The 24,429-nt window shown below is 35.4% G+C and carries 25 protein-coding genes; 6 read left to right on the top strand and 19 right to left on the bottom strand.

What is annotated here, in order from left to right:
* Positions 1–25 precede the first annotated feature (25 nt).
* On the top strand, positions 26–1,177 hold the full coding sequence (locus tag ACW0JX_RS04275) for an ABC transporter permease (protein WP_015406456.1): 1,152 nt from the start codon (positions 26–28) through the stop codon (positions 1,175–1,177).
* Positions 1,178–1,634: 457 nt separating this feature from the next.
* Positions 1,635–3,023 carry a cell wall-binding protein EntC gene (gene entC / locus ACW0JX_RS04270; protein WP_459245402.1) on the top strand — a complete coding sequence of 463 codons (1,389 nt, stop codon included), beginning with the start codon at positions 1,635–1,637 and terminating at the stop codon, positions 3,021–3,023.
* 275 nt (positions 3,024–3,298) lie between these two features.
* Here the strand turns inward: entC and ACW0JX_RS04265 are convergent, their stop codons facing one another.
* From ACW0JX_RS04265 to ACW0JX_RS04235, 7 genes are all read right to left on the bottom strand, one after another.
* Positions 3,299–4,384: a DUF871 domain-containing protein gene (locus ACW0JX_RS04265; RefSeq protein ID WP_459245401.1), complete on the bottom strand. Its 1,086-nt coding sequence runs from the start codon at positions 4,382–4,384 to the stop codon at positions 3,299–3,301.
* Entirely contained in the window at positions 4,374–4,652 is a 279-nt protein-coding gene (locus ACW0JX_RS04260; RefSeq protein ID WP_000900048.1) for a hypothetical protein, read from the bottom strand. Before ACW0JX_RS04260 ends, ACW0JX_RS04265 begins: the two co-directional genes overlap by 11 nt.
* A complete protein-coding gene (locus tag ACW0JX_RS04255) occupies positions 4,628–5,938 on the bottom strand; it encodes a PTS sugar transporter subunit IIC (protein ID WP_001013057.1) in 1,311 nt (436 codons plus the stop codon). The genes ACW0JX_RS04260 and ACW0JX_RS04255 overlap by 25 nt, the downstream gene beginning before the upstream one ends.
* A gap of 83 nt (positions 5,939–6,021) precedes the next feature.
* Complete coding sequence (locus ACW0JX_RS04250; RefSeq protein ID WP_459245400.1) at positions 6,022–6,327, bottom strand: PTS sugar transporter subunit IIB; 306 nt, start codon at positions 6,325–6,327, stop codon at positions 6,022–6,024.
* A gap of 1 nt (position 6,328) precedes the next feature.
* Positions 6,329–6,649 carry a PTS lactose/cellobiose transporter subunit IIA gene (locus tag ACW0JX_RS04245; protein ID WP_000774623.1) on the bottom strand — a complete coding sequence of 107 codons (321 nt, stop codon included), beginning with the start codon at positions 6,647–6,649 and terminating at the stop codon, positions 6,329–6,331.
* Between the two features lie 110 nt (positions 6,650–6,759).
* The gene (locus ACW0JX_RS04240) at positions 6,760–8,700 is read right to left on the bottom strand and encodes a BglG family transcription antiterminator (protein ID WP_459245399.1); all 1,941 of its coding nucleotides are present in this window, start codon (positions 8,698–8,700) and stop codon (positions 6,760–6,762) included.
* Positions 8,701–8,776: 76 nt separating this feature from the next.
* The gene (locus ACW0JX_RS04235; RefSeq protein WP_001253350.1) at positions 8,777–9,865 is read right to left on the bottom strand and encodes a DUF871 domain-containing protein; all 1,089 of its coding nucleotides are present in this window, start codon (positions 9,863–9,865) and stop codon (positions 8,777–8,779) included.
* Between the two features lie 319 nt (positions 9,866–10,184).
* On the opposite strand from ACW0JX_RS04235, the gene ACW0JX_RS04230 reads away from it, so the two are divergent.
* Entirely contained in the window at positions 10,185–11,387 is a 1,203-nt protein-coding gene (locus tag ACW0JX_RS04230) for an MFS transporter (protein WP_459245398.1), read from the top strand.
* Between the two features lie 350 nt (positions 11,388–11,737).
* The gene (locus ACW0JX_RS04225) at positions 11,738–13,393 is read left to right on the top strand and encodes a Na/Pi cotransporter family protein (protein ID WP_050842626.1); all 1,656 of its coding nucleotides are present in this window, start codon (positions 11,738–11,740) and stop codon (positions 13,391–13,393) included.
* Positions 13,394–13,429: 36 nt separating this feature from the next.
* On the opposite strand, the gene ACW0JX_RS04220 is transcribed toward ACW0JX_RS04225, so the two are convergent.
* Positions 13,430–14,425, bottom strand: coding sequence for a YhdH/YhfP family quinone oxidoreductase (locus ACW0JX_RS04220; RefSeq protein ID WP_459245397.1), 996 nt, complete (start codon positions 14,423–14,425; stop codon positions 13,430–13,432).
* Positions 14,426–14,739: 314 nt separating this feature from the next.
* Between ACW0JX_RS04220 and ACW0JX_RS04215 the strand changes: the two genes are divergently transcribed.
* Together ACW0JX_RS04215 and ACW0JX_RS04210 are read left to right on the top strand one after the other, a co-directional pair.
* A complete protein-coding gene (locus ACW0JX_RS04215) occupies positions 14,740–15,939 on the top strand; it encodes an LCP family protein (RefSeq protein WP_459245396.1) in 1,200 nt (399 codons plus the stop codon).
* Between the two features lie 148 nt (positions 15,940–16,087).
* Positions 16,088–16,528: a hypothetical protein gene (locus tag ACW0JX_RS04210; protein WP_000642361.1), complete on the top strand. Its 441-nt coding sequence runs from the start codon at positions 16,088–16,090 to the stop codon at positions 16,526–16,528.
* 69 nt (positions 16,529–16,597) lie between these two features.
* Here ACW0JX_RS04210 and ACW0JX_RS04205 read toward each other — a convergent pair whose 3' ends face one another.
* From ACW0JX_RS04205 to ACW0JX_RS04155, 11 genes are all read right to left on the bottom strand, one after another.
* Positions 16,598–17,362 (bottom strand): sulfite exporter TauE/SafE family protein, encoded by a 765-nt coding sequence (locus tag ACW0JX_RS04205; RefSeq protein ID WP_000060742.1) that lies wholly within the window; start codon positions 17,360–17,362, stop codon positions 16,598–16,600.
* Positions 17,363–17,395: 33 nt separating this feature from the next.
* Positions 17,396–17,875, bottom strand: a complete 480-nt coding sequence (locus ACW0JX_RS04200; RefSeq protein ID WP_044783307.1) for a DsrE/DsrF/DrsH-like family protein — start codon at positions 17,873–17,875, stop codon at positions 17,396–17,398.
* A gap of 56 nt (positions 17,876–17,931) precedes the next feature.
* On the bottom strand, positions 17,932–18,228 hold the full coding sequence (locus tag ACW0JX_RS04195; protein ID WP_063535704.1) for a rhodanese-like domain-containing protein: 297 nt from the start codon (positions 18,226–18,228) through the stop codon (positions 17,932–17,934).
* A gap of 14 nt (positions 18,229–18,242) precedes the next feature.
* Positions 18,243–18,602, bottom strand: a complete 360-nt coding sequence (locus ACW0JX_RS04190; protein WP_064532576.1) for a rhodanese-like domain-containing protein — start codon at positions 18,600–18,602, stop codon at positions 18,243–18,245.
* Positions 18,603–18,639: 37 nt separating this feature from the next.
* Positions 18,640–18,870 (bottom strand): sulfurtransferase TusA family protein, encoded by a 231-nt coding sequence (locus ACW0JX_RS04185; protein ID WP_016513699.1) that lies wholly within the window; start codon positions 18,868–18,870, stop codon positions 18,640–18,642.
* Positions 18,871–18,892: 22 nt separating this feature from the next.
* Positions 18,893–20,029 carry an MBL fold metallo-hydrolase gene (locus ACW0JX_RS04180; protein WP_428880014.1) on the bottom strand — a complete coding sequence of 379 codons (1,137 nt, stop codon included), beginning with the start codon at positions 20,027–20,029 and terminating at the stop codon, positions 18,893–18,895.
* A gap of 38 nt (positions 20,030–20,067) precedes the next feature.
* Positions 20,068–20,628: a sulfurtransferase TusA family protein gene (locus tag ACW0JX_RS04175; protein ID WP_459245395.1), complete on the bottom strand. Its 561-nt coding sequence runs from the start codon at positions 20,626–20,628 to the stop codon at positions 20,068–20,070.
* 88 nt (positions 20,629–20,716) lie between these two features.
* Positions 20,717–20,980 carry a metal-sensitive transcriptional regulator gene (locus ACW0JX_RS04170; protein ID WP_000456206.1) on the bottom strand — a complete coding sequence of 88 codons (264 nt, stop codon included), beginning with the start codon at positions 20,978–20,980 and terminating at the stop codon, positions 20,717–20,719.
* Between the two features lie 184 nt (positions 20,981–21,164).
* The gene (cdr, locus tag ACW0JX_RS04165) at positions 21,165–22,829 is read right to left on the bottom strand and encodes a CoA-disulfide reductase (RefSeq protein ID WP_459245394.1); all 1,665 of its coding nucleotides are present in this window, start codon (positions 22,827–22,829) and stop codon (positions 21,165–21,167) included.
* Between the two features lie 198 nt (positions 22,830–23,027).
* The gene (locus tag ACW0JX_RS04160) at positions 23,028–23,612 is read right to left on the bottom strand and encodes a DUF3238 domain-containing protein (RefSeq protein ID WP_459245393.1); all 585 of its coding nucleotides are present in this window, start codon (positions 23,610–23,612) and stop codon (positions 23,028–23,030) included.
* A gap of 135 nt (positions 23,613–23,747) precedes the next feature.
* A complete protein-coding gene (locus ACW0JX_RS04155; protein WP_459245392.1) occupies positions 23,748–24,332 on the bottom strand; it encodes a DUF3238 domain-containing protein in 585 nt (194 codons plus the stop codon).
* Positions 24,333–24,429: the final 97 nt, after the last annotated feature.

Raw genomic sequence — 24,429 nt, 5'->3', positions numbered from 1 at the left:
TTTGAACACGAGTGAAAATATACGCATGGCCCTTTCCTCTATCTTTGCTCATAAGATGCGTTCTATCTTAACAATGTTAGGTATTATTATCGGTATTAGTGCCATTATTACTATCATCTCAATGGGTGATGGTACAAACGCAAAGTTTAAAAAAGAATTAGGCCAAGGAAAAGATAATGAAGTAACGATTTACTACAACAACCCTGATTACGGAACAGATAGTGCCAAAATCACACCTGATATGCTAAACCGTCTGCAAACTGTACCAGGCGTTAAAGATGTATATCCAGACGTAAGTATGAAAGTAAAAGCATCTGCTGGCTCAAAAGATGTAAATCTTGATTTAAAAGGTGGAACAGGCGCCTTTATGAAAGATTCGAAAATAAAATTAGTTCACGGTCGTGAATTAAATGACAGTGAACTAAACCAAGCAATCCCTGCTGTTATATTAAATGAAGAAGCTTTCAACAAATTATTTAGTGGTTGGGAATCAAACCAATACACAGATATAAAAGGAAAGCCTTATAAAATAGTCGGTGTATACGAAACGAAAAACGACTTCGGAATGCCTATGCCTGAAGGTTATACGTCACTTGAAAACGCGCCTGTCATTTCAGGAGTAAATGAGTATGACTCTGTAAGATTAACAATGACCTCTCCGACAGAACGTAAAAGTGTAGAAAAACAAGCTGTTTCTGTCTTAAACGAAATGAAAGCTCCTAAATTTGAGCACAAATTCGAAGCACAAGATTTAGGTGAATTTACGAAACAACTAGACGAATCAATCGGTATGATGAAAATGGTATTCGGTGGTATTGCTGCTATCTCCTTACTTGTTGGTGGTATCGGTGTAATGAACATCATGCTCGTATCTGTAACAGAACGTACACGTGAGATTGGTATTCGTAAAGCACTTGGTGCAACACGTGGTAAAGTATTAACACAATTCTTAATCGAATCTTGTATTTTAACAGGACTTGGTGGTTTCATCGGATTCATGCTTGGTATTTTCTTCGCTTGGATCGTCTCAATCTTTGCTGGATGGCCACTCGTTGTCTCAAAAGAACTTGGACTTCTTGCCGTAGGTATTTCAATGCTAATCGGTATTGCATTCGGACTACTACCAGCCAACAAAGCTGCAAAACTTGATCCAATTGAATGTTTACGATATGAATAAACAAAAACGTAGGAGTTTACACTCCTGCGTTTTTTATTTACCTATTAAATCGAGTTTCTTCTATTATATATATTTCACGTTACAACTATCATTCTAATACTCTTCATTATTTATAGGTACTAAAGCTATTATCTAATCCTATTATTGCAAAAATACTATGTAACAGACGAAAATCAAGGCGTAATTTTTTCCATGCTTCGACTGATTTTGTAACAATTATATCGATATTTCATTAAATTTCACCTCATTTATATCTTTTTACATCTAAAAAGGTTATTATTCCATAACTATCTTTTCATTCAGACAGTAAAATACGCTATTTTTGTAACACTATAGATATCTACAAGAAATATTACCGTAACATTATTAATGTTATTGTAATTGAAATACTACTCATTTTATGTTTTACATGACCTAATACGCCAAAAAACAACAAGGAAGCGCTATCAGGATATTTGTGGAATTGTTACAGAATATTAATGCCCCGTTACGAAAGCTTTGTAATTTTATGTTTTTCGCAAATAAGAAAATAATGGTTGCTATAATGAGGTCAACGAAAACAAATGCAATGGAGGCTATTATGAAAAAATTTATGGGTATAGCAACAGCAGCGGTTTTTGGTCTTGGGATTTTCACAACATCTGCTAAAGCAGAAACGATCGTAACGACTGACGTACTAAACGTACGAGAAAACCCAACTACTGAATCAAAAGTTGTAGGAAAATTATTAGATGGATATAAAGTAAATGTTTTACATACAGAAAATGGTTGGTCAAAAGTTCAATTGAATAGCGGTAAAGAAGCTTTCATAAGCGCTGACTATACAAAAGACACTTACTACGTAACAGCAAACGTATTAAATGTACGTGCTAGTGCAAACACAGATTCAGAGATTCTTGGTAAGTTGAAAAAAGATGATGTAATCGAAACAACACACCAAGTACAAAATGATTGGATTCAATTTGAATATAACGGAAAAACAGCTTATGTTCATGTTCCTTACTTAACAGGTAAAGCACCAGTTAAAGTTCAACCAGTAGTTAAAGCTGAAAAAACAACTACAGTTCAAGATACAGCTAAAGTTCGTGAAGCTGTTAAAGCTCAGGAAGTAGCTGAAACTCAAGCAAAAGCTAAAGCAGTGGAAGCAACTAAAGCTCGCGAAGCAGCTGAAGCTCAAGCAGAAGTTAAAGCTCAAGAAGCGGCTAAAGCTCGTGAAGCAGCTAAGGCTCAAGAAGCAGCTAAAGCTCAGGCAGATGCTGAAGCTCAAGCAGAAGCTAAAGCTCAAGAGGCGGCTAAAGCTCGTGAAGCAGCTAAAGCTCAAGCAGATGCTGAAGCTCAAGCAGCGGCTAAGGCTCAAGAAGCAGCTAAAGCTCGTGAAGCGGCTAAAGCTCAAGCAGATGCTGAAGCTCAAGCGGCTAAGGCTCAAGAAACAGCTGAAGCTCGTGAAGCGGCTAAAGCTAAAGAAGCAGCTAAAGCTCAAAAACCAGCTACACAACAACCTGTTGCAAAAGAAACTGAAACAAGTGCACCATCATCTTCTCGTGAGTTACGTGTTGTAGCAACAGCTTATACAGCAGATCCACTTGAAAATGGTTATAAAGCAGGCGACCAAGTAAAATCAGCTTTAGGCCACAACTTAACAGCTAATCCAAACATGAAACTAATTGCAGTTGATCCAAGTGTCATTCCATTAGGTTCAAAAGTATGGGTTGAAGGTTACGGAGTAGCAATCGCTGGTGATACTGGTGGAGCTATTAAAGGTAATAAAATCGACGTTTTAATGCCAGATAAAGGTACATCAAGTAGCTGGGGACGTAAAACAGTTACAGTTAAAGTATTAAACTAGTTAGTAAAAAAGAGTCAGTCTCATCGTTGAGGCTGGCTCTTTTTTTACTCTATTAAACTACTGAAAAATGACATAGTAAATGAAATTATATCAACGATTTTTCAAATATATCTATCGTAACCTACAATATATCAACGATTTTTCGAATATATCTATCGTAACTTATAATATATCAACGATTCGACAAGAGATATCGATTTACCGACAAATTTTGACGTTAAAAGTACTTTAATATTAAAAAGGCGGTCCAAAATTTGGAACGCCCCCTATCTTCTCTATTCCACACAAGTAAACTGCGTCCAAGCCCCTACGTAATCTAGTAAGAATAACTCCTCTTCCGCAATTATACCGACAATATTTTTCCGTTCATCTATCGGCATTTCTTTTAGAATGATTTGCAGTTCACCCTTATACTTACCAAATGAGTTGTTACCAATTACAACTTGCCCTCTTTCCTGTAGCACACTTTCGCGCACTGGGAAGTCATAGTCTTTGTACTTTTTACGTACTTCTGTAGAACGTACCATATACTCTGTTATGTCGCCGCGTCTTACGTGTAATTCTTGCAGCGTAGCTCTCTTCTCTACTTCAGTCGCTTCGTCTACAAATTGTACTTTCAGCTGTAACATGTATCGATTTAAGTTTCCTAGTTTCTCTAACTCTTCCTCACTCGCATAAGCATTTCCGATAATGACATCATCAATTAGCCCTGTCGCCCATAAATGCTTCGCTTGCACTTCAATTGGTAAATTACGATGCTCTTCTAACGTACATAATCCGTCGTTAATATCCCATGGACCGATGTTTGCGGCATATGATGTAATAAATGCTGCACTGCGAATACCATGCTTTTTAAAGCGTTCACTACAGCGAATGAAATAATCGTACGGAAGACCAGTGAATTTTTGCGGATAAAAATTATGGCAACCAATTAAAGCTGATTTATTCGCTTGATGCGAAAGAATATTTTCTAAGTACGCAATATCGTTACTTACATTTAACTCAATTTTTAAACCGTACGGATTATTCGTCATTTTCGCTTCCGTTAATCCGTCAAAACCTACATCTAAACGAATACCGTCTGCACCTAACTCTGCGAAAAATGATAGATCGCTATAACTAATATCAAGCTGATCAAACACAGCCGGAGCTACATCTAGAATAACTTCCATATTATTATCTTTTGCGTGATTAATAATCTCTTTAAATTCAGATACAATTTCTTCTTTCGGACGATTCACAGATAACAAACAAGTAAATATTCTTGAAAAACCGTGTCGTGCCGCTGCCGAAATATATGCCATATCTTTTTCTTTCGTTGAATGTTCTGGATAAAGTGAAATTCCTAATTTACGCTCCATGCTTTTGCATCTCCTTCACACGTTGTATTAATGCCATACTCGTAAATCTATATTTTGCAGATAAACATGTTGCACATAAAATTGTCGGTACAATAATTACGTACGGTGATTGCAATCCTAACATTACATATGCACCCATTGAACAACCGATAAATAAAACTGATACTAGTAGTAACACTAATAAAGATTTACTTTGTACCCATTTCGAATAATGGGCAATACACTGTCCGACCACGAATGTAATTAAGATGATAATTGCTCCGAGCATTCTGTTTTCTCCTCTCCTGCTAATTGTTGTTTCTCATACATTTTGAAGAATGGATAGTAAATAACGAATGAGATCGCAAAGTTAACAAGTACAAGTACACCAGCCATAATTGTCCAGTCCGTGCTAATAATCGCTGCAATTGGTGCTAACATCGTAAATGGCAGTTTCGCCATCATGAGTGGAATCATACCTGAAACAACTGCGAAATATGATACTGTCGTTGTCACTAGCGGTGTAATAACGAACGGAATAATTAAGATTGGGTTCATTACAATCGGAGCCCCGAAAATAATTGGCTCGTTAATATTGAATAAACCTGGTACGAATGATAATCTACCTAACTCTTTTAGGAACTTAGATTTAGAGAACATAAACATAATTACTAAAGCTAACGTTGAGCCTGATCCGCCAATCCATACGAACCATTGAATGAATTGCTCTGTAAATAAGTTTGGTAACTGATGTGCATTTCCTGTAGCCGTGAACACTTCCATATTTTCAAGAATTGCTGAATCCCACATCGGACGAATGATTGGTCCTAAAATCGCCGGTCCATGTATACCAAATGACCAGAAGAACACGATTAAGAATACTGTTAATAAACCACCGAATAAGTTATTTCCTACTAGTACTGATTTTAATGGTGCGATTAAATATGTAATTGTTGTATTTACATCGAATTTCAAACCGTAGCGAATGCCCCAAAATAAAAGAATAACTACTAATGTTGGAATTAATGCTGCAAACGAATTTGAAACTGCTGGTGGTACACTGTCTGGTAATTTTATTGAAATATTATGCTTAATCATAAAATGATAAATTTCGACTGCAATTAATGCTGTAACAATTGCGCCGAATAAAGACGTTGCACTTAATGTTCCTACTGAAATATATCTCCCTGCATCAATAACACCTGGTACAGCTTTCGTAATTTGAATTGGTTCAACTGATGCTAGTAAAAAGGCGAGTACAGATAATAACCCTGCACTTAACTGATTGAGCTGATAAAAGTTCGCGAGCGAAGCCCCTACACCGAACGCTGCGTATAATGCCATTAGTCCTACTGTAAATCGGAATGGAATATCTAAAATATGGCGAAACGGTGCAATCCATTCCATATATGCATCAATTGGTAAATTTAAAAAGATAACGAAAAATGAACCGACAATCGTTAACGGTAATGTAGAAATAACCCCATTTCGAATTGCCAATAAATGTCGTTGTCCTGCAATCTTTTGCGTTGTTGGCATAATCTTTTGTTCCATAAAACTCATAAACCCATTCATCAATAGCCCTCCTCTTTCTCTCTACTATAAAAGAATGAAATAAACTTTATAACATTATAATGTTTATATTTAAAAAAATATAATTATGCTAAAACTAATTGTTCTGCTTGCTTAAGCACCTTCAAACCATCACACATGCCATAATCTCGTTGGTCTATAATCGCAACTGGTATATTGTATGAATTTGCAAGAAACTCTACAGCTGGAAATAAATATTTCACTTGTGGACCGATTAAAACGACATCGGCTTCTTTTATTTCAAGTTTCACAAGTTCTGAATCAACCGCCTTAATTTTATAATTCTTCCCCTTTTTCTTTGCCTCTTCTTGCATTTTTCTTACGACCATACTCGTTGACATACCTGCTGCACAACATAATAAAATATACATCTTATACTGTCACTTTCTCTTCCACTCGTTTATGAAGAGTAATAAATTCTTCAGCTAGTTCCTTCACTGTAATTGCATTCATTAAATGGTCTTGTGCGTGCACTAACAGTAAACTGATTTCTGCATGATTTCCTCTTGCCTCTTCTTGAATTAAATCCGTTTGAATACGATGAGCTGCTGAAATTTCCTCACTAGCAAGTTTCATCTTTTCACCCGCATTCTCAAAATCTCCTTGTCTTGCAAAAGCGATTGCTTCAAGCGCCGCACTTCTCGCATTGCCACCATGTAAAATTAATGCAAATGGAGTTTGCATATCAGCCATTTTAAATTCCCCCAAGCTATATGTTTTCTATATTTTTATCTTATTATGAAAACGCATACAATTAAACATAAAAAACTTCCGTTATGTAACGGAAGTTTTTATATACTTTTTCAAAATGATAATAAAATCTCTTGAAAATCTTCAATTACCTCGGTCTGAGTAAGTTTCTCTATCGCACTTTGACTAGACATAATATCATATAAAAAATCATAAAGCCTTTGCAAATCTTCATTATTATTGCGCTTTACACTAAATAAAATAATTACTTGTACTTTTTTGTCTCCCCAATCAACAGCTTTTTCAAGTGTGCAAAACATCAAAAAAGTTTCCTCACTTAATAACTGCATCGGATGCGGGATTGCAACTGAATTCCCAACCGCTGTCGGAGACGTATTTTCTCTTTCCATAACAGAAACATAAAAGTTTTCTGGTACATAGCGTTTCTCAGCAGCTTTCCCACATAAAAACTGAATAACATCCTCTTTCGTAGAAGCACTATGATTTAAAAAGATTAAATCTTCCTTAATATATTGCTGCACACTATTATTCACATGCGTAAACAACCGCTGACCAATCGATTTAATCTCTTTATCATCAAATATTGAATTCACTTTTATAACTGGAACAGGCAAGCCACTCGGTATATGAATCGTACTAATAATACAATCTATTTTTTCTTTATAAAGATCTTCTACTTTCAATTGATAATAGCCTGTAATACCTACAATCTCTAATTTATCTCGGAACTGTGATAAAATTTTATATTTTAATAGTTGTGCACTTCCTTGACCAGTCGCACAAACTAATAAGCATCTTTTCTTTTGATTCTGCTCCTGCAAACGGCTCATCGCTCCGCCGAAGTGAATTGCTATATAACCAATTTCACTTTCAGGGATCGATTCACCCGTATATTCACCAATGATATCTCCAACAAGAACCGCAATTTCAAAAGCATACGGATAATTCTTTTTCACCTCTGCCAAAAGAGGATTTCTCGTATTTAACTTATACTTCAAACGATTTAATAACGTTTTTAAATGAGTACCAAATCCAAATAATAATTCTTCATCATAATAAAAAATAAGATTCCGTTCTTCCGCTACTTTAAAAAGGATATGTTGCATAAATGCATATATATCTTTTCCTAATAGCTCTTCTACATTTTCATAGCAATCTCTCGTTGTAACAGCAGTACTTAATAAATGCATCGTCACATATAATACTTCTTCTTCTGGAAATGAAAATTTCAACTCTTTCTCTAAATCTCCTAAAATCTGCTTCGCAATTGTATATTCTTTCTTTATTATAAGTTCTGATTGCTCCGTATGCAGTTCTTTCATATAATGTTGATCTTGACAACGCTTTAATGCGATTGCAATATGAATGACTAAATTATCAATTTCTATATCAGATAAATATATTGTTCCGCCTTCAATATACTTTAATATAATTGAACGAATGAGTGATATATGAGGTAGCGATAAATATGTCTCCGTCTGCTCAAATTGCTCATGAAACGGAGTATGGTCATAACGCGGTAAACCATATTGTGATAAACAAGAACGAATATTAAATTCCTCTCCAACAATACGTATACCATAATACGGTCTCTTCTCAATTTGTAATTTATAGCGGCCACATATATCTGTAACATCTTTCATAATTAAATTGACCGTTGATTTGCTCACATAAATCTCTTCTGCTAATTCTGAAAGCTTCACATATCCCTCTGTCGTTAAAACACGCTGCAGAATATACGCTATTCTTTCTTCATAAGAAGTTGGGATCTTTTCCGTCTGTTTTTGAAATAGACTCACACAAAATTCTTCAAATTTCTTCGTTTGTATAATTTCTAATTCGTACCCAGTCCCTCTTTGCGATTCGATTTTCGCTCCGTTTTCTTCCAATATATCATTTAATAATTTTATATCCTTTTGAATCGTCTTCGTCGATACATGTAAACGACCCGCTAAAAAAGCTCGATTTAACATCGATTTCTCTTCTAAAAACTCCTCTAAAATAGAAATTAATCGCTGATGCACCTTTGTCATAGCTCTTCCTCTCGCTCTTTATATATAAAGGGGGAAAAGCTGCTGAAATCAGTAGTTTTTCCCCTTTATATTCTCTCTATTTCTTTAATGTGAACCCGAATTTATCCCATGCTTGTAAATAATCTAATAAGAAAATTTCTTCTTCTATAATTCGACCAACTACATTTGTTTTTCCTGTATTCACCATATCTTTTAATGCAATTTGTAATTCGCCTTTATACTGGCCATATTGTTCATTATCAATTAATAAATCTCCACGCTTAATTTCACGCGTATTATGAGGTTTAAACTCTTCTTTTTTATATTTCACACGACTTTGTGTAGAACGAATCATATATTCAGATACATCTCCGCGATAAAAATGTGGTTCGTCTAATACGATAATTCTTTCTAATTCTGTCGTTGTATCATATAGTTCTATATCAAATGTTTGTTTCTCTTTATTTAATGCACCTAGTGCTTGTAATTCTTCTTCTGACGCATATGCGTTTGCAATAATAACATCATCAATTAATTCCGTCGCAAATAAATGCTTCGCCTGTGTTGTCATCGGTAATTCACGATGCTGCTCTAATGTACATAACCCTTCTGTTACTGGCCAAGGTCCGTAGGTTGCATCAAATGATGAAATAAAAGCAGCCGTTCTCATACCGTAATCTTTAAATTGTTTCGAGCATTTAATGAAATGATCGTATGATAACCCTGAATAACGATGCGGATAAAAATTATGACAACCAATTAAATTTTCACGATTTGGTCTATGACTCATAATGTTATCTACATACTTCGTACCATTGCTCATATTAATCTCAATTTTCAAACCATACGGATTATAAGTCATAATTGATTCTTCTAATCCTGAGAAACCAACATCTAAACGAATACCGTACGCACCCAATTCATGGAAGAATGATAAATCATTATACGAAATACCTAATTGTTCAAAAACAGATGGACTAATATCAACTAATACTTGGAACCCTAATGCATTCGCATGTGAGATCGTTTCTTTAAATTCTTCAATAATTTTCTCTTTTTCTCCATCCACAGATAATAAACATGTGAACACACGTGTAAATCCATATTTACTTGCTAATGTTAAATACTCCTTATCTTTCTCTACTGTTGAATGTTCTGGATAAATAGAAATACCTAATCGTCTCATATGTACACGCCTCTTTCTTCATCATATTGTAAACCTTTTCAAATATATGTAGTGAAAAAGTATATATCCCCTTCTTGTTCACTACTCCTTTGAATCCGCTTTCTTTAAAGAAAAAACAATTTCTATCATTCTTAACACCTACAAGTCTATACATCTATACTTTACATCTTTTTTTCATAGTTGTGTAGCCTTTACACAAATTTGTCAGTTTTTCACCTTAAAAATTGTTATCCGTTTTCAAGACACCTTCCTTGACTGTTGCATTGGCCAATACATATACTCGAAAGAAAAGAGAAAATTTTATATAGGGGATGAATATATGGGAGAAGCAATACTCGTAAAACGAGAACCGTTATGGACAAAAGAGTTTGTTGCTTTAATTTTTGCAAACTTATGTATGTTTTTAGGGTTTCAAATGTTAATTCCAACCTTACCTGTTTATGTGAAAGAAATTGGTGGCACAAGTTCCAATATCGGATTGGTTGTCGGCATGTTTACCGTTGCGGCACTTTTTGTTAGACCGCTAACTGGGAACGCCTTGCAAAAATTTAATAAAAAAATCATCTTAATGATTGGTACTGCTATTTGTTTACTCGCTATGGGCAGTTACCTTTTCGCCTCAACAATCTTTCTCTTGCTTGCTGTTCGTATTTTACACGGAGCTGGTTTCGGTATTACAACGACTACATATGGGACTGTCGTTTCTGATTTAATTCCCTCAGCTCGCCGCGGAGAAGGCATGGGATATTTTGGTCTTTCTGGAACAATTGCAATGGCCCTCGGTCCACTTATCGGACTATGGCTTATGCAAACATATAACTTCACAATTCTTTTTTTATGTGCATTATCGTGCACACTTGTTTCATTAATATTAACGAAACTACTTCAAATCCAAAAAACGAAACAGCCTCCACAACAATCATCTAGTACTTTTCTCGATGGATTTATTGAGCGTAAAGCTTTACTTCCTTCATTATTAATATTATGTATTACATTAATGTACGGAGGAATCGGAAGTTTTATCACACTATTTGCTACAGAAGTCGGCATAGCTGATATTAGCCTCTTCTTTTTATGTAACGCACTAGCAATCGCTGTAACTCGTCCATTCTCTGGAAAGCTATATGATGCAAAAGGCCATACATTCGTCATCATTCCGGGAGTTATTATAACGTTTACAGGTATTATTTTATTGTCGTATACGACGACAATTCCGAGCTTAATTATTGCTGCAGCATGTTACGGAAGTGGTTTTGGAGCGATCCAACCTGCACTACAAGCATGGATGATTGACCGCGTAGCACCGCATCGACGCGGCGTAGCAACGGCTACATTCTTCTCCGCATTTGACCTTGGAATCGGCGCTGGAGCGATTATATTTGGATTTATTGCTCATTTTACAAACTATGCAACTGTATATCGTTACTCCTCTCTATTACTTATTGCTTTTCTCTTCATTTACATTACAAGCATAAGAAAACAAAAGCATAGCGATAAAAACACGGAAAAAGCTGCTGGATAAATCAGTAGCTTTTTTATCGTATTAAAAAATTGTTTTCCCTCGTTTTGCTGTTATAAAACTACATGCATTTTCCTACATATTTTTTTAACTTTCATCAAAAAATATACGATGAACTCGCAGACGCTTTCCTTGATATTCAACTGAACAACATTATTCTAAAAAGTGTGATTTCTTTACAAAATTAAGATTTATACAAGATGAAAACCAATAAAATACAGCTGTTTCTTTAAGGGATTGTAAACTTTTCTTCCCTTTGTAAATTTAGTGTAAATTTTACTAGCAAACCGTTTACAGTGACTCAAGGTTCAGTTAATAATTACATCGTACATGAAATTTAAGGAGTGGAATGCGTGGAATATAATGTTCAAGATATGATCTTCCAGTTCATTGGTGGATTAGGTATTTTCTTATTCGGGATTAAATACATGGGCGATGGACTGCAACAAGCAGCTGGAGATCGTCTTCGCGATATTCTAGATCGTTTTACAACAAACCCACTTATGGGTGTACTAGCAGGTATGTTAGTTACTGTATTAATCCAATCCAGTTCAGGAACAACCGCTTTAACAGTCGGACTTGTAAGTGCCGGATTTATGACATTAAGACAAGCAATCGGTGTTATTATGGGTGCAAACATCGGTACGACAGTTACTGCATTTATTATCGGAATTAAAATCGGAGAATATGCTCTCCCAGTTATGGCAGTTGGAGCAATCTTACTATTCTTCTTTAAAAATAAAAAAGTACATTCTGTAGGTCAAGTTGTATTCGGTTTTGGTATGTTATTCTTCGGTTTAGAATTAATGAGTGCAGGTATGAAACCTCTTCGTTCTTTAGAATCATTCCAAGAATTAACAGTGAGCATGAGTGATAATCCAATTTTAGGAATTGTTGTCGGTACAGTCTTTACTTTAATTGTACAAAGTTCAAGCGCAACAATCGGTATTTTACAAGAACTATTCGGTCAAGGTGCAATCGATTTACAAGCAGCTCTTCCTGTATTATTCGGTGATAACATCGGTACAACAATTACAGCTGTATTAGCAGCGATCGGTACTTCAATTGCAGCAAGACGTGCAGCATTAGTTCACGTTATCTTTAATATTATCGGTACAATTATCTTTACCATTTTATTAGTACCATTTACAAGTTTAATTCAATATTTCCAAACATCATTAAACTTGAATCCAGAAATGACTATTGCATTTGCACACGGAACATTTAACGTAACAAATACAATTATTCAATTCCCGTTCATTGCAGTGTTAGCATGGATCGTAACAAAAATTATTCGTGGTGAAGATGCAGCGATTGACTTCAAGCCACAACATTTAAATCCAATCTTTATTGAACAATCTCCAGCCATCGCTTTAACTGAAGCTCAAAAAGAGATTATCCGTATGGCTGAGTTTTCATTACATGGATTAAAAGAAGCAAATCAATTTTTAAATACACAAGACAAAAAACACGCAAACATGGCTACTCAATTAGAAGGAGCTATTAACAATTTAGATAAAAAAATTACCGAGTATTTAGTTTTACTATCAGAAAAGCCACTTTCACCTACGGATTCTGAAAAACATTCTGTTTTAGCAGGTGTTGTTGGAGATATTGAACGTGTCGGTGATCATGTAGAAAACCTTGTAGAACTTGTAGATTTCCAAATTTCCAACCGTGTTTCACTATCAGACGAAGCATTAACTGAATTAAACGAAATGCTAGAATTAACGATTTCAACACTGCAAGACTCAGTTGAAGCTTTAACAAACTTCGATACTGAACTAGCTCAAACTGTTATTGCAAAAGAACGCAAAATCGACCAAATGGAACGTGTTCTTCGTAAACGTCACGTATTACGTCTAAACGAACGCAGCTGTTCAGGTGATGCAAGTATCATCTTCGTCGATATGGTAAGTAACTTAGAGCGCATTGGCGATCACGCTGTAAATATCGCTGACGGTGTTTTAGGCGAACAAGGAAAAATCAATTTAAAACAATCATTATAATAAGAAAGAGACGCTAACTTAAGCGTCTCTTTCTTATTATATTTTAACAACTGTTCTTCCTTTTAACTTTCCTTGCAATATAAGTGTAAACTTCTTCTCTAATTCTTCTAATGTACATTCTTCTGTATAAGATAGTAACTCTTTATTTCCCCATTCATTCGCTAAAAGCGTCCACACATCTCTTCTCACATCCACTGGACATTGCACGGAATCTATCCCTAAAAGGCTTATACCTCGTAAAATAAACGGATATACCGTGGTTTGTAGTTCCTGGCCTGCCACATTACCGCATGTCGTTACACAACCACCATACTTTACTGTTTTTAAAGCTGTTTCTAACATATGTCCACCTACAGTATCGATAACTCCGGCGTATATCCCTTTTAACATTGGTCTTCCTGATTCATCATTCAATTCCGCGCGATGAATCACTTTTTTCGCTCCTAGACGTAGTAACATTTCTTCCTCTTCCATTTTTCCTGTCGCTCCTACTACGTTAAACCCTAACTTACTTAATATACTAACAGCTACACTCCCTACGCCGCCTGTAGCACCCGTTACTAAAACATCTCCCATACTAGGCTTGATTCCTGCTCCAATAAGCTTATATACCGACAAAGCAGCAGTAAAACCTGCTGTCCCATACATCATACTTTCCTTTAATGACAGTCCTTCTGGTAAAGGCACGACCCAAGACGATGGCACGCGAATATATTCTCCGAAACCACCAGAGGTATTCATACCTAAGTCATATCCCGTTACAATAACTCGATCTCCTACCTTAAAAGAGTTATCTTCACTACTCACAACTTCTCCTGCAGCATCAATTCCCGGCGTATGAGGATATGTTCTCGTAACACCTTTATTACCAGTAGCTGAAAGGGCATCTTTATAATTTAATGAAGAATAATGAACTTGTATGAATACGTCTCCCTCAGGTAAACTACTTACTTCTCTCTCAACAACTTTTCTTACAAACTGATGATTTTCCGTTTCGTTCACAACGATTGCTCGGAATGATGTATGATTCATTATGCTCTCTCCTTTATCCGTCAAATTCTTCTTTATTATATAGAAGAAATAAGTAAACTTACTCATTTCTTCTTGGCTATATTTCAACAAATCTTACTTCCCTATCATTTTCTCATAATATATATTTTCATTTCTACTAAAAGCCCTTATACTTATTCTACATCTGACAAATAATATATAGAAAATCTGACTTTTTATAAATAAATTGAATTTTTACGAAATGTAAATGATTTGTAATGTTTTTTTTCGCTAAATTTCATTATAATAAGTGGATATGAGTGTCGTATTTCAATCCAAATGAAGGAGTACAAGAAATGGAGCAAAACCCATCTTTGCAAGAAAATACACGCAGTAACCCGAAAAAAAATAAGAAAAAAATAAAAATTATTATAAGCGCTATACTATTTGTTTTATTAATAGGCGGCGGTTATACTTGGTTTTTAGTAAATAAAGCATCTTCTGCTGTTCGAAATGCCGCACACGATTTAGCACGCGGTGATAAATCTGATTTACGAGATAAAGCTGTAAAACCTATTACGAACAATGTCTCTGTTTTAATAATGGGTGTTGATGAAAGCGATGTCCGGGGAAAAGAATATGGTGACGCTATAAGAACAGATGCGCTTTTACTTGCAACTTTTAATAAAGATAGCAAAACTGTTAAACTATTAAGTATCCCACGTGACACATATACTTATATCCCAATAGAAAAGAAAAAAGATAAGATTACACACGCTCATGCATTCGGTTCTGCTAAAAACGGAAAAAATGGTGGACCACAAGCAAGCATTGATGCAGTTGAAAAATTAATGAATGTTCCTGTCGATTATTTTGTGAAATTTAACTTTAAATCATTTATAAAAATCGTCGATGACTTGGGCGGTGTTGAAGTTGATGTACCAGTTGAATTTACTGAGCAAGATAGCAATGATAATGCTGAGGCTATTCACCTAGAAAAAGGTGTTCAAAAGTTAAATGGCGAAGAAGCTCTTGCTCTTGCTAGAACAAGACACATCGATAGTGATGCAATGCGTGGACAACGTCAACAACTCGTTATCGAGGCTATTTTAAAGAAACTAACAAGTGTTGGTTCTGTAACAAAAGTTGGCAACATCATTGATGATATTAACGGACAATTCGTTACAAACTTAACATTTGATGATATGCTTTCATTCTATAAATATGGATCAGATTCGGAAATTGAGAAATTACAAATCCAAGGTGATGATTGCTATATGGCAAAAGGTGACGATACTTGTAGCAAATCTGCTGGTGGTGGTCGAACTTACTACTACAATCCAGATAAAAAAGAATTAGCTAATGTTACAAATGAACTTCGTACTCATCTTGGGCTACCTGCATATACAAAGTCTGACTCAGACTCTGATTCGAAAAAGACAAAAGAATCTAAGTCTGAAAATTCAAGTGAACGCGAATCAAATAACAATGAAGTGAAAAATAAGAACAAAAATAGCAGTGAAGATACAGAAACATCGTCTAACGACAATGAATAGTAAAGAAGCAGTACTCTATGGAGGTAGAGTACTGCTTCTTTTTATTTCTTCAGAATCAAAAATCAGAACTTTCTAACTATCTTTTTTAATATTTTTAAATTATAATAAATAGTAGCAATCTATTCCAATTATCAGGGGGCTCATACATATGAAAGCTGCAGTAAAACATAACATCTCAGATTTTAAAGACTACTTAAAATCCAACGATATATACATGGAAGAAAATATAGATGAAAATGATGGCTCTGTTCATTTTTCAGTAGGATTAGAGACAGAAGCTGGCGCAAAAATTCAACTTATCGCTGCTTTCCAAAACGAACATCCTACGGTAGATATATACTGCTTCAATGTTGCTCACGTGCCTGATGCAACATCAACAAATGATATTTTACATGTTATTAATGAATTAAACACATCTTATCGCTTTGCAAAATTCACATTAAACAAGCAAAATGCAATTGATATTTCAGCATCTCTTGCATTCTCAGAACCAAACTTTAATCCAGCACTTGTCTTTGAACATACGAGAATGCTATATAAATTAGCAAATGACGAATATAAAAACTTAATGAAAGTTATTTGGGCATAAAGTAAAACTATAATCCGTTAGGTTTACGGGCAATAAATAAAAGGATGGGCTGTAAGCAGCACCATCCTTTTATTTTGATATCATATCGATCCACATTTTAACAGCAGTGCCTACAATTAAAGTGGACAATACATATTGCAGTACTTTTTGATTTAGCCTCTTCCCGACTCGTGCTCCAAGTGGCGCAGCAAATATACTGGCAACCGCAATAATTAGAGCTGGAATGATAACTACTTGCCCAGTAATCACTTTTCCTGTAGTAATCCCTATTGAGGAAATAAACGTAATAGCGATAGATGTCGCGATCGTCATGCGCAGTGGTAATTTTAAAATAACTAGCATAATGGGAACTAAAAGGAACGAACCTCCAGCTCCTATAATGCCTGAAGCTCCCCCTACAACGAACGCTAACAAGCTTGCTAACCATTTATTATACTTCACATCTCCACTATTATTTTGTTTCGGTACAAACATCATAATAGCTGCAATTGTAGCTAATGCTGCATAAACAACATTGACTGTATGTTCCTCTAATATGTTAGCACCGAAACTCCCTATGAAGCTTCCTATTAATATACTAGCTCCCATATACATAACTAACGTTTTATTCATGTCATTACTTTTCCGGTATGCCCACGCGCCTGCAAAAGTTGCAAAGAATACTTGTACCGCTGTAATACCGCTCACTTCATGTGACGTATAGCCAGTAAATCCTAGCAATACTGGAATGTATAAGATCATCGGATAATTAATAATCGCGCCACCAATCCCAACCATTCCTGATATAAATGATCCTATAAACCCAATTATAAAAAGTAATACGACTAAGCTCATCTTACATCCCCCGCCTTCTAAAAAGAAGGTGATTTAAATGAATAAGTTTACATTCCCATCCGAAGCATCTGCTAAATATGCCCCTACACCTGCAAACTCTACCCCTTCCATAATCTCTTCCTCTTTTAACCCTAATAAATCTACTGTCATTTGACAAGCTACAAGTTTAATTCCTTGTTCTTTCGCCAAATCAATTAAATCTGGCAAAGGCATTGCGTTATGTTTTTTCATAATGCCTTTAATCATCTTCGGCCCCATGCCAGCAAAATTCATTTTGGATAATCCCATCTTATCAGCACCGCGTGGCATCATTTTTCCAAATAATTTTTCTATAAATGTTTTCTTTACATTCACATGTTCATCTTTCCTTAAAGCATTTAATCCCCAGAAAGTATGAAAAATAGTTACCTCTTGATCATACGCCGCTGCGCCATTTGCAATAATATAAGCAGCCATCGCTTTATCGTAATCTCCGCTAAATAACACGATTGTCGTTTTCTTCTGTTGTTCCATATTGTTCTCCCTCCAATTACCTATAGGGGTATTATTTTTATAAAAATTGTTTCTCCCTATTCTACTTTTCCTTCCCAAGCTAACATACCACCTACCACATTGATTACTTGAAAACCGTAACTTTCTAAAAATTGAACAGCTCTTGCACTTCTCCCGCCTGAACGACAAACGATAATATATTCCTGATTTTTATTTAATTCATGCATACGAAACTCTAATAGTCCTAGTGGAATATTACATGCTTCTGGAATTCTCCCTTCTGCTACTTCTTCTACTTCACGGACATCTACGATATTTACTGCTTCTTTACGTAACAATTTTTCTTCTAATTCTTTTGCTGTCATTTCTTTCATTTTAAAGTCCCTCCTCACAAAGCATTCATACCACCTGAAACGTTTATTACTTGCTGAAACCCTAGTTTTTTCAACATCTTTGCAGCTTGCTTACTTCTCATTCCACTTTGGCAAATAACGATTACTTCCATATTTTTATCTAACTGACCTGCTCTACTAGCTAACTCATTTAACGGGATATTCTGAAATCCTTTCATATGATTTCCTCTATATTCACCTACTGTACGAACATCGATAAGTTGTTTCCCCTTTTTTTCCACTATATTCTTTAATTCTTTTCCACTGATATTTTGCACACCTTTCACTGGTAAAAATCGTGAAATAACAAACCATGCAGCAAGTACAATGAAAAGCGTACTTACTATTGTGTTCATATAACCACCCTCTCTGCATTTATAACAACATTTTTTCCTACGCCTTCTTAATCCAAAATTTCAGCACATCAGCTTCTTCTACATGCTTTACGATGTCATGACCACCTTTATTTGCCCACGCTGGAATATCCTTAACTGATCCTTTATCCGTTACATGTACTTCTAACACTTCTCCAGTTTGCAAAGTATCCATCGCTTTCTTCGTTCTTACAATCGGCATTGGACATGCTAAACCTTTCGCATCTAATACTTGTTTTATATTCATCATCAATTCCTCCAATTTGTTATTTTTATAATGACTCATGCACTGCACAACGATTTGGGCCAATCTCCATTTCACGCTCTTCTTCCACACTCGGATGAATTTTCCCCATATTCGTTTGACGAATTTCTTCATATGCATTTGGCTGAGGTGGTAAATTCTCTGTCACAGTTTTACGAAACTCCACTTCATCAGCAATATTTAATCCTACATTCTCTTTAAATAGATCTTGTAAGCTCGCACTCACAACGCCTCTTTCATCCATTTCACTTATTTTTGAATAATGAGCTGGTAAAACAATTAAATCTTGAGACAGTTCCTTATACAGTGTATATAACGTATTTCTTAAATCACTCACCCAATCTTCAGCCTTACCAGCAAGATCAGGACGCCCAATTGAATCTACAAATAAAATATCGCCTGATAATAAATAAGAATCATCTACAATAAATGACGTACTTCCAATCGTATGCCCTGGTGAGTATAATGCGTCAATTACAATTTTAGTACCCCCCACCGTAATAACAGATCCTTCAACAAGCGGTTCGTATGAGAAAACGACTTCCTCGGCATCTTTTGGCGGTAACCAATACGTACCACCTACCTTTTCAGCTAACTTACGTCCTCCGGAAATATGGTCTGCATGTAAATGTGTATCCATTACATTCGTAATCGTAACGCCATGCTCTTTCGCAAACTCCTCATATGCTTCAACCGTTCTTACTGCATCAATAACTGCTGCTTCACCATTAGAAACAACCATATAAGATAAACAGCCTTTTCCAAGACGATTAAATTGATATATACTTCCTTCCCCCTGTACATCCCCTACTTTTAACGGCTTCACATATTCACTCCAAGCTTTCATGCCACCAGCTAAATAATAAATATTTTGTAATCCAACCTCTGTTAATTGCTCTGCCACAAATATAGAAGACCCTTCTTTTGCACATACTACTAAAACATCTTTATCTTTAGGTAATTCACTTACAATATGATCTACACCATCTAATAAGTCAAAGTAAGGTCTATTAATAGAAGAAACTTGTTTCCCTTCAATTTTCCAATCTTCATAATCCGTCTCATTACGAACATCTAAAATAAATAACTCTCCGAATAAAACTTTCTCTGCCACATCTTTTGCTTGTAACGGTTTAACATTCATTTAATTACCCCCATATGTATATTTTCGTTCAAAAAAATTTACTTCTCTATATTCCCTTGCCACTCTACCATACCTGGAATGACATTTTTCACATTTAAATAACCTTTCTCATTCAACATTTGGCAAGCTATATCACTGCGATTACCAGTTCGGCAAATAACATAAATTTGCTTCGTCTCATCTAACACTGCGCTGTCTAATTCACCTAATGGTACCGAAATGGCGGATGGAATATGGCCAAAAGCAAATTCCGTTGCTTCGCGAACATCTAATACAATGCTCTCTTCTCCATGAGACAATATAGACTGTAATTCTGCATTCGTAATTGTATGAGGATATTTCACAACTTCATTCACTTCATGCTCGTTTGCTTTCCTAACATAATGCACCAATACATCCCCCTCTTGTTTCGTCCCGATATATTGATGTCCTACTTTACTCGCCCAACTTTTTATATCTACCGTAGATCCTTTATCTGTTGCCTTAACTTCAATCACTTGCCCTGGTGCCAATCCTTCTATCGCCTTCTTCGTTTTCACAATAGGCATCGGACAAGCCAAACCTTTACAATCTAAACTCATATCCACTTTTATACTCATAATCGATTCCTCCACAATTCATATACATATACCTGTAGGGGTATACTAAAACGTTTTTGAAAATCTGTCAACACTTACGTTTGACAGATTATCGGCTTTTTACAAGTAATTGAACAGCTTCTTTAATTAACTCTTCATTTGAACCATTACCACTTTCAAACTGTTCACGCAAACACTGCTCTAAATTCGTTCCAACAACGAGTCCAATTGTACGATCAAGTGCAGAACGAGATGCTGTTAACTGTGTAATAACTTCTCGGCAATCTTTTCCTTCTTCCATCATACGAAGCACACCACGAACTTGACCTTCAATACGTTTCAATCTATTTTTCATATCTTGATTATATTCCATTCTATAATCACCTCATTACCATTATGTCACCATTTATAACCTATGACAATATATTATACCCTATAGGGTATTTTGTAAACCCCTATTTTTAATTTTTGTCTTATATGTTCGCAAACCAAAAAATAAAACCTTAATCTATAGATTTTCATCTTCCACTAAATCTTGAAGTAGAAGATGAAAAATATCAATATACAACACGTTCTGGCAATACTGTCCCATACAACTTAAAACCACCATCTACATTCTTTACCTTATATCCCTTTTCCATTAACATACGCGCTGCAACATACCCTCTCATACCAAGTTGGCAAGTGATATATATTTCTTTGTCCATTGGTACTTCATCCAATCGATCACGTAATTCATCTAACGGAATATTAATAGAGCCTTTAATCATTCCCTGTTTTAGTTCATTAGGTTCTCGAACATCAATAAGGTACCCACCATTTTCAACAATGTGATCTATTTCATGCCATTGCACTGTGTCCACAAAACCATCTACTATATTACTTGCAGCATACCCCACCATGTTTACTGGATCTTTTGCAGAAGAATACGGCGGGGCATATGATAATTCTAAATCTGGTAAATCGATTACAGTTAAATTTGCCTTCATTGCCGTTGCAATAACATCGATACGCTTCTCTACTCCATCACGCCCTAAAGCCTGTGCTCCGTAAATTTTTCCGCTTTCTTTATTAAAGATTAATTTTATTAGCACTGGCGTAGCATTCGGATAGTATCCCGCATGAGAATTTGCCTGTACATGTACTACCTCATAGGGTATATTTAATCGTTTTAATATTTTCTCATTTACTCCAGTCGAAGCAACTGTTAAATCAAAAACTTTAGCCACAGAAGTTCCCATCGTACCTTTATATAAAGACTCCGTATGACCATGAATAATATCTGCTAACATGCGACCTTGACGATTAGCTGGCCACGCTAAAGGAATCATCGTTTCTGTTTCTGTAACAAAATCTTTCACTTCAATCGCATCACCAATTGCATATACATATGGGTCAGATGTTTGAAATTTCTCATTTACCTTTATCGTTCCTCTAACTCCTAATGCTAATCCTGCATCTTTCGCTAAACTACTCTCTGGTTGTACACCAATTGCTAAAATAATCATATCTGTTTTTATAAGTGAGCCACTTTTTAAACGTACAACAGTCCCATTCTCTTCTAACGCATCTACACCATCTTCAAAAACAAGCTCAACATTGTGCACCTTCATATGCTCATGTACATATACTGCCATTTCATAATCGATTGGTGGCATCACTTGATTCGCCATCTCTACAAGAGTAACTTCAATCCCACGTTCTCTTAAATTCTCAACCATTTCCACTCCAATAAATCCACCACCAATAACCGTCGCATGACGTGGTTTCTTCTCATCAATATACGCTTTTATACGATCTGTATCAGGTACATTTCGTACCGTAAACAACGCCTTTGCTTCTTCAATGCCCGGAATAGGTGGAACAATTGGTTTCGCCCCTGGTGAAAGAATCAAAACATCATATTCCTCGTTATATGTTTTACCTGTAGTTACATTCTTTATAGTAATTGTTTTCTCTTCTTTATTAATCTTTACCACTTCACTCAATACACGTATATCTAAATTAAAACGCTTTGACATCCTTTCAACAGTTTGTACTAATAATTTTTGTCTTTCTGTAATGACACCGCCAATATAATATGGCAATCCACAGTTTGCAAATGAAATGTATTCACCGCGTTCAACCATAATAATTTCATCTTCCTCACTTAAACGACGAAGCCTTGCAGCTACTGATGCCCCGCCGGCAACTCCGCCTACTACAACAATTTTTCTAGACATATTTCGAACCTCCATATTATTTAATTTTCTCATGTATCACACAGAAAAAACCTATACCTGCATGGGTATATGGTAGAGTATAAAAAATTTAATTTCAATCAATATGTCTTTCTTTCACAAATTTGAAACAAAAAAAGAACTTAGATATTTCCAAGTTCTTTACGAATGAAGCAATCCATCGTTCCATTTTCATACTTCCTATAATCTCTTTGTAAAACTATACTCCATGTTCCCGCCTAGCGCTGCCGCTGTATCACCAGTTTCTCTAAAATCATGTGTATATATTTTTTCAAATGAATCGAAATCTACTTGCTTATAAAATTCAAAACAAGGGAATCCATCATGCTCTCCTTGAATATCAATACTACCATCCTTTTTCACACATACATGTAATAAATAATCTACAGGAGGTGCATATATATTTAATGGATTACTTGCACTCGCACTCATTTTAAATTGCACACCATCAGGATTCCATACGATATTCGTGCACACAATATTTTCAGTACTCGCTTTTCCTGTTCTTTTATTCACAGAACCATCTGGATTCGTAACCTTCTCTGTCGTAATACCCGTGTTCGCATATGAAAACACTTCTTCTTTATAAAAATCCACTACTACCTCTTGCTCAACTCTAGAGCGCATCGCATTTACCGCATACGGTGTGAATTCACGTGAATCACCTTCAAATTGAATTACTTTTCCTGTTTCCATATCCTTCTTAGCCTCAGTCCAAGACATTGGAATAAATACACTGGCTCTAATTTTCACGATATTAGTCATAAGAAACACCTCTATAATTTTATTTTAGATACTGAATGCTTATTAAATAACACAGACCATAATTTCAATCCTAAAACCAATAGATTTCTCTTTTACTTTTCTATTTCCTTCTAAAAAATAGCGCTATATTTATGTTTAGACTGTCGTTTTAAAGCTATATTCCATCTCTCCAGCTAGTGCTGCTGGAGTATCATTTGTTTCTCTAAAATCATGTATATATATTAATTCAAACGAACCAAAATCTACTTGTTTATAAAATTCATAGCAAGGGAAACCATCATGTACACCTTCAATATTCACAGTACCACTTTCATTAGCTTGTATAGTCAAAAAATAATCAGCTGCAGGTGCTGCTGCGTTTAAAGGATTACTTGCACTTGCTCTCATTTCAAATGAAACTTCATCTTCACTCCATACAATATTTGTACATACAATATTTTCTGTACTTGTTTCTCCCTTTTGATACTCAATTGAGCCATCTGGATTTGTAATCTTCACGGTGACGATACAAGCATCTGCATATGTGAAAATTTCTCTTTTATAAAAATCAATATTTACTTCTTGTTCTAACCTTGAACGCTTTGTGTTCACAGCTTGTGGTGTAAACTCACGTGCATCTCCAGCATATTCAAACACTCTTCCTGTTGCAGGGTCCTTAATAGGTTCCAGCGATGCATACGGTGCAAATACACTCCCTCTAATTTTCACGATATTAACCATGTGAAACCTCCATTGATTCTATATTATATAAATCATTATTTGTTCTACCAACATAATATAGTCAATTTGATTGACTATATTATGTATAGTACAATAG

The organism is Bacillus sp. C-3-6 (genome assembly GCF_054509685.1).
The sequence above is the reverse complement of the archived record's forward strand: the minus strand, read 5'-3'. Positions and strand labels throughout refer to the sequence as shown.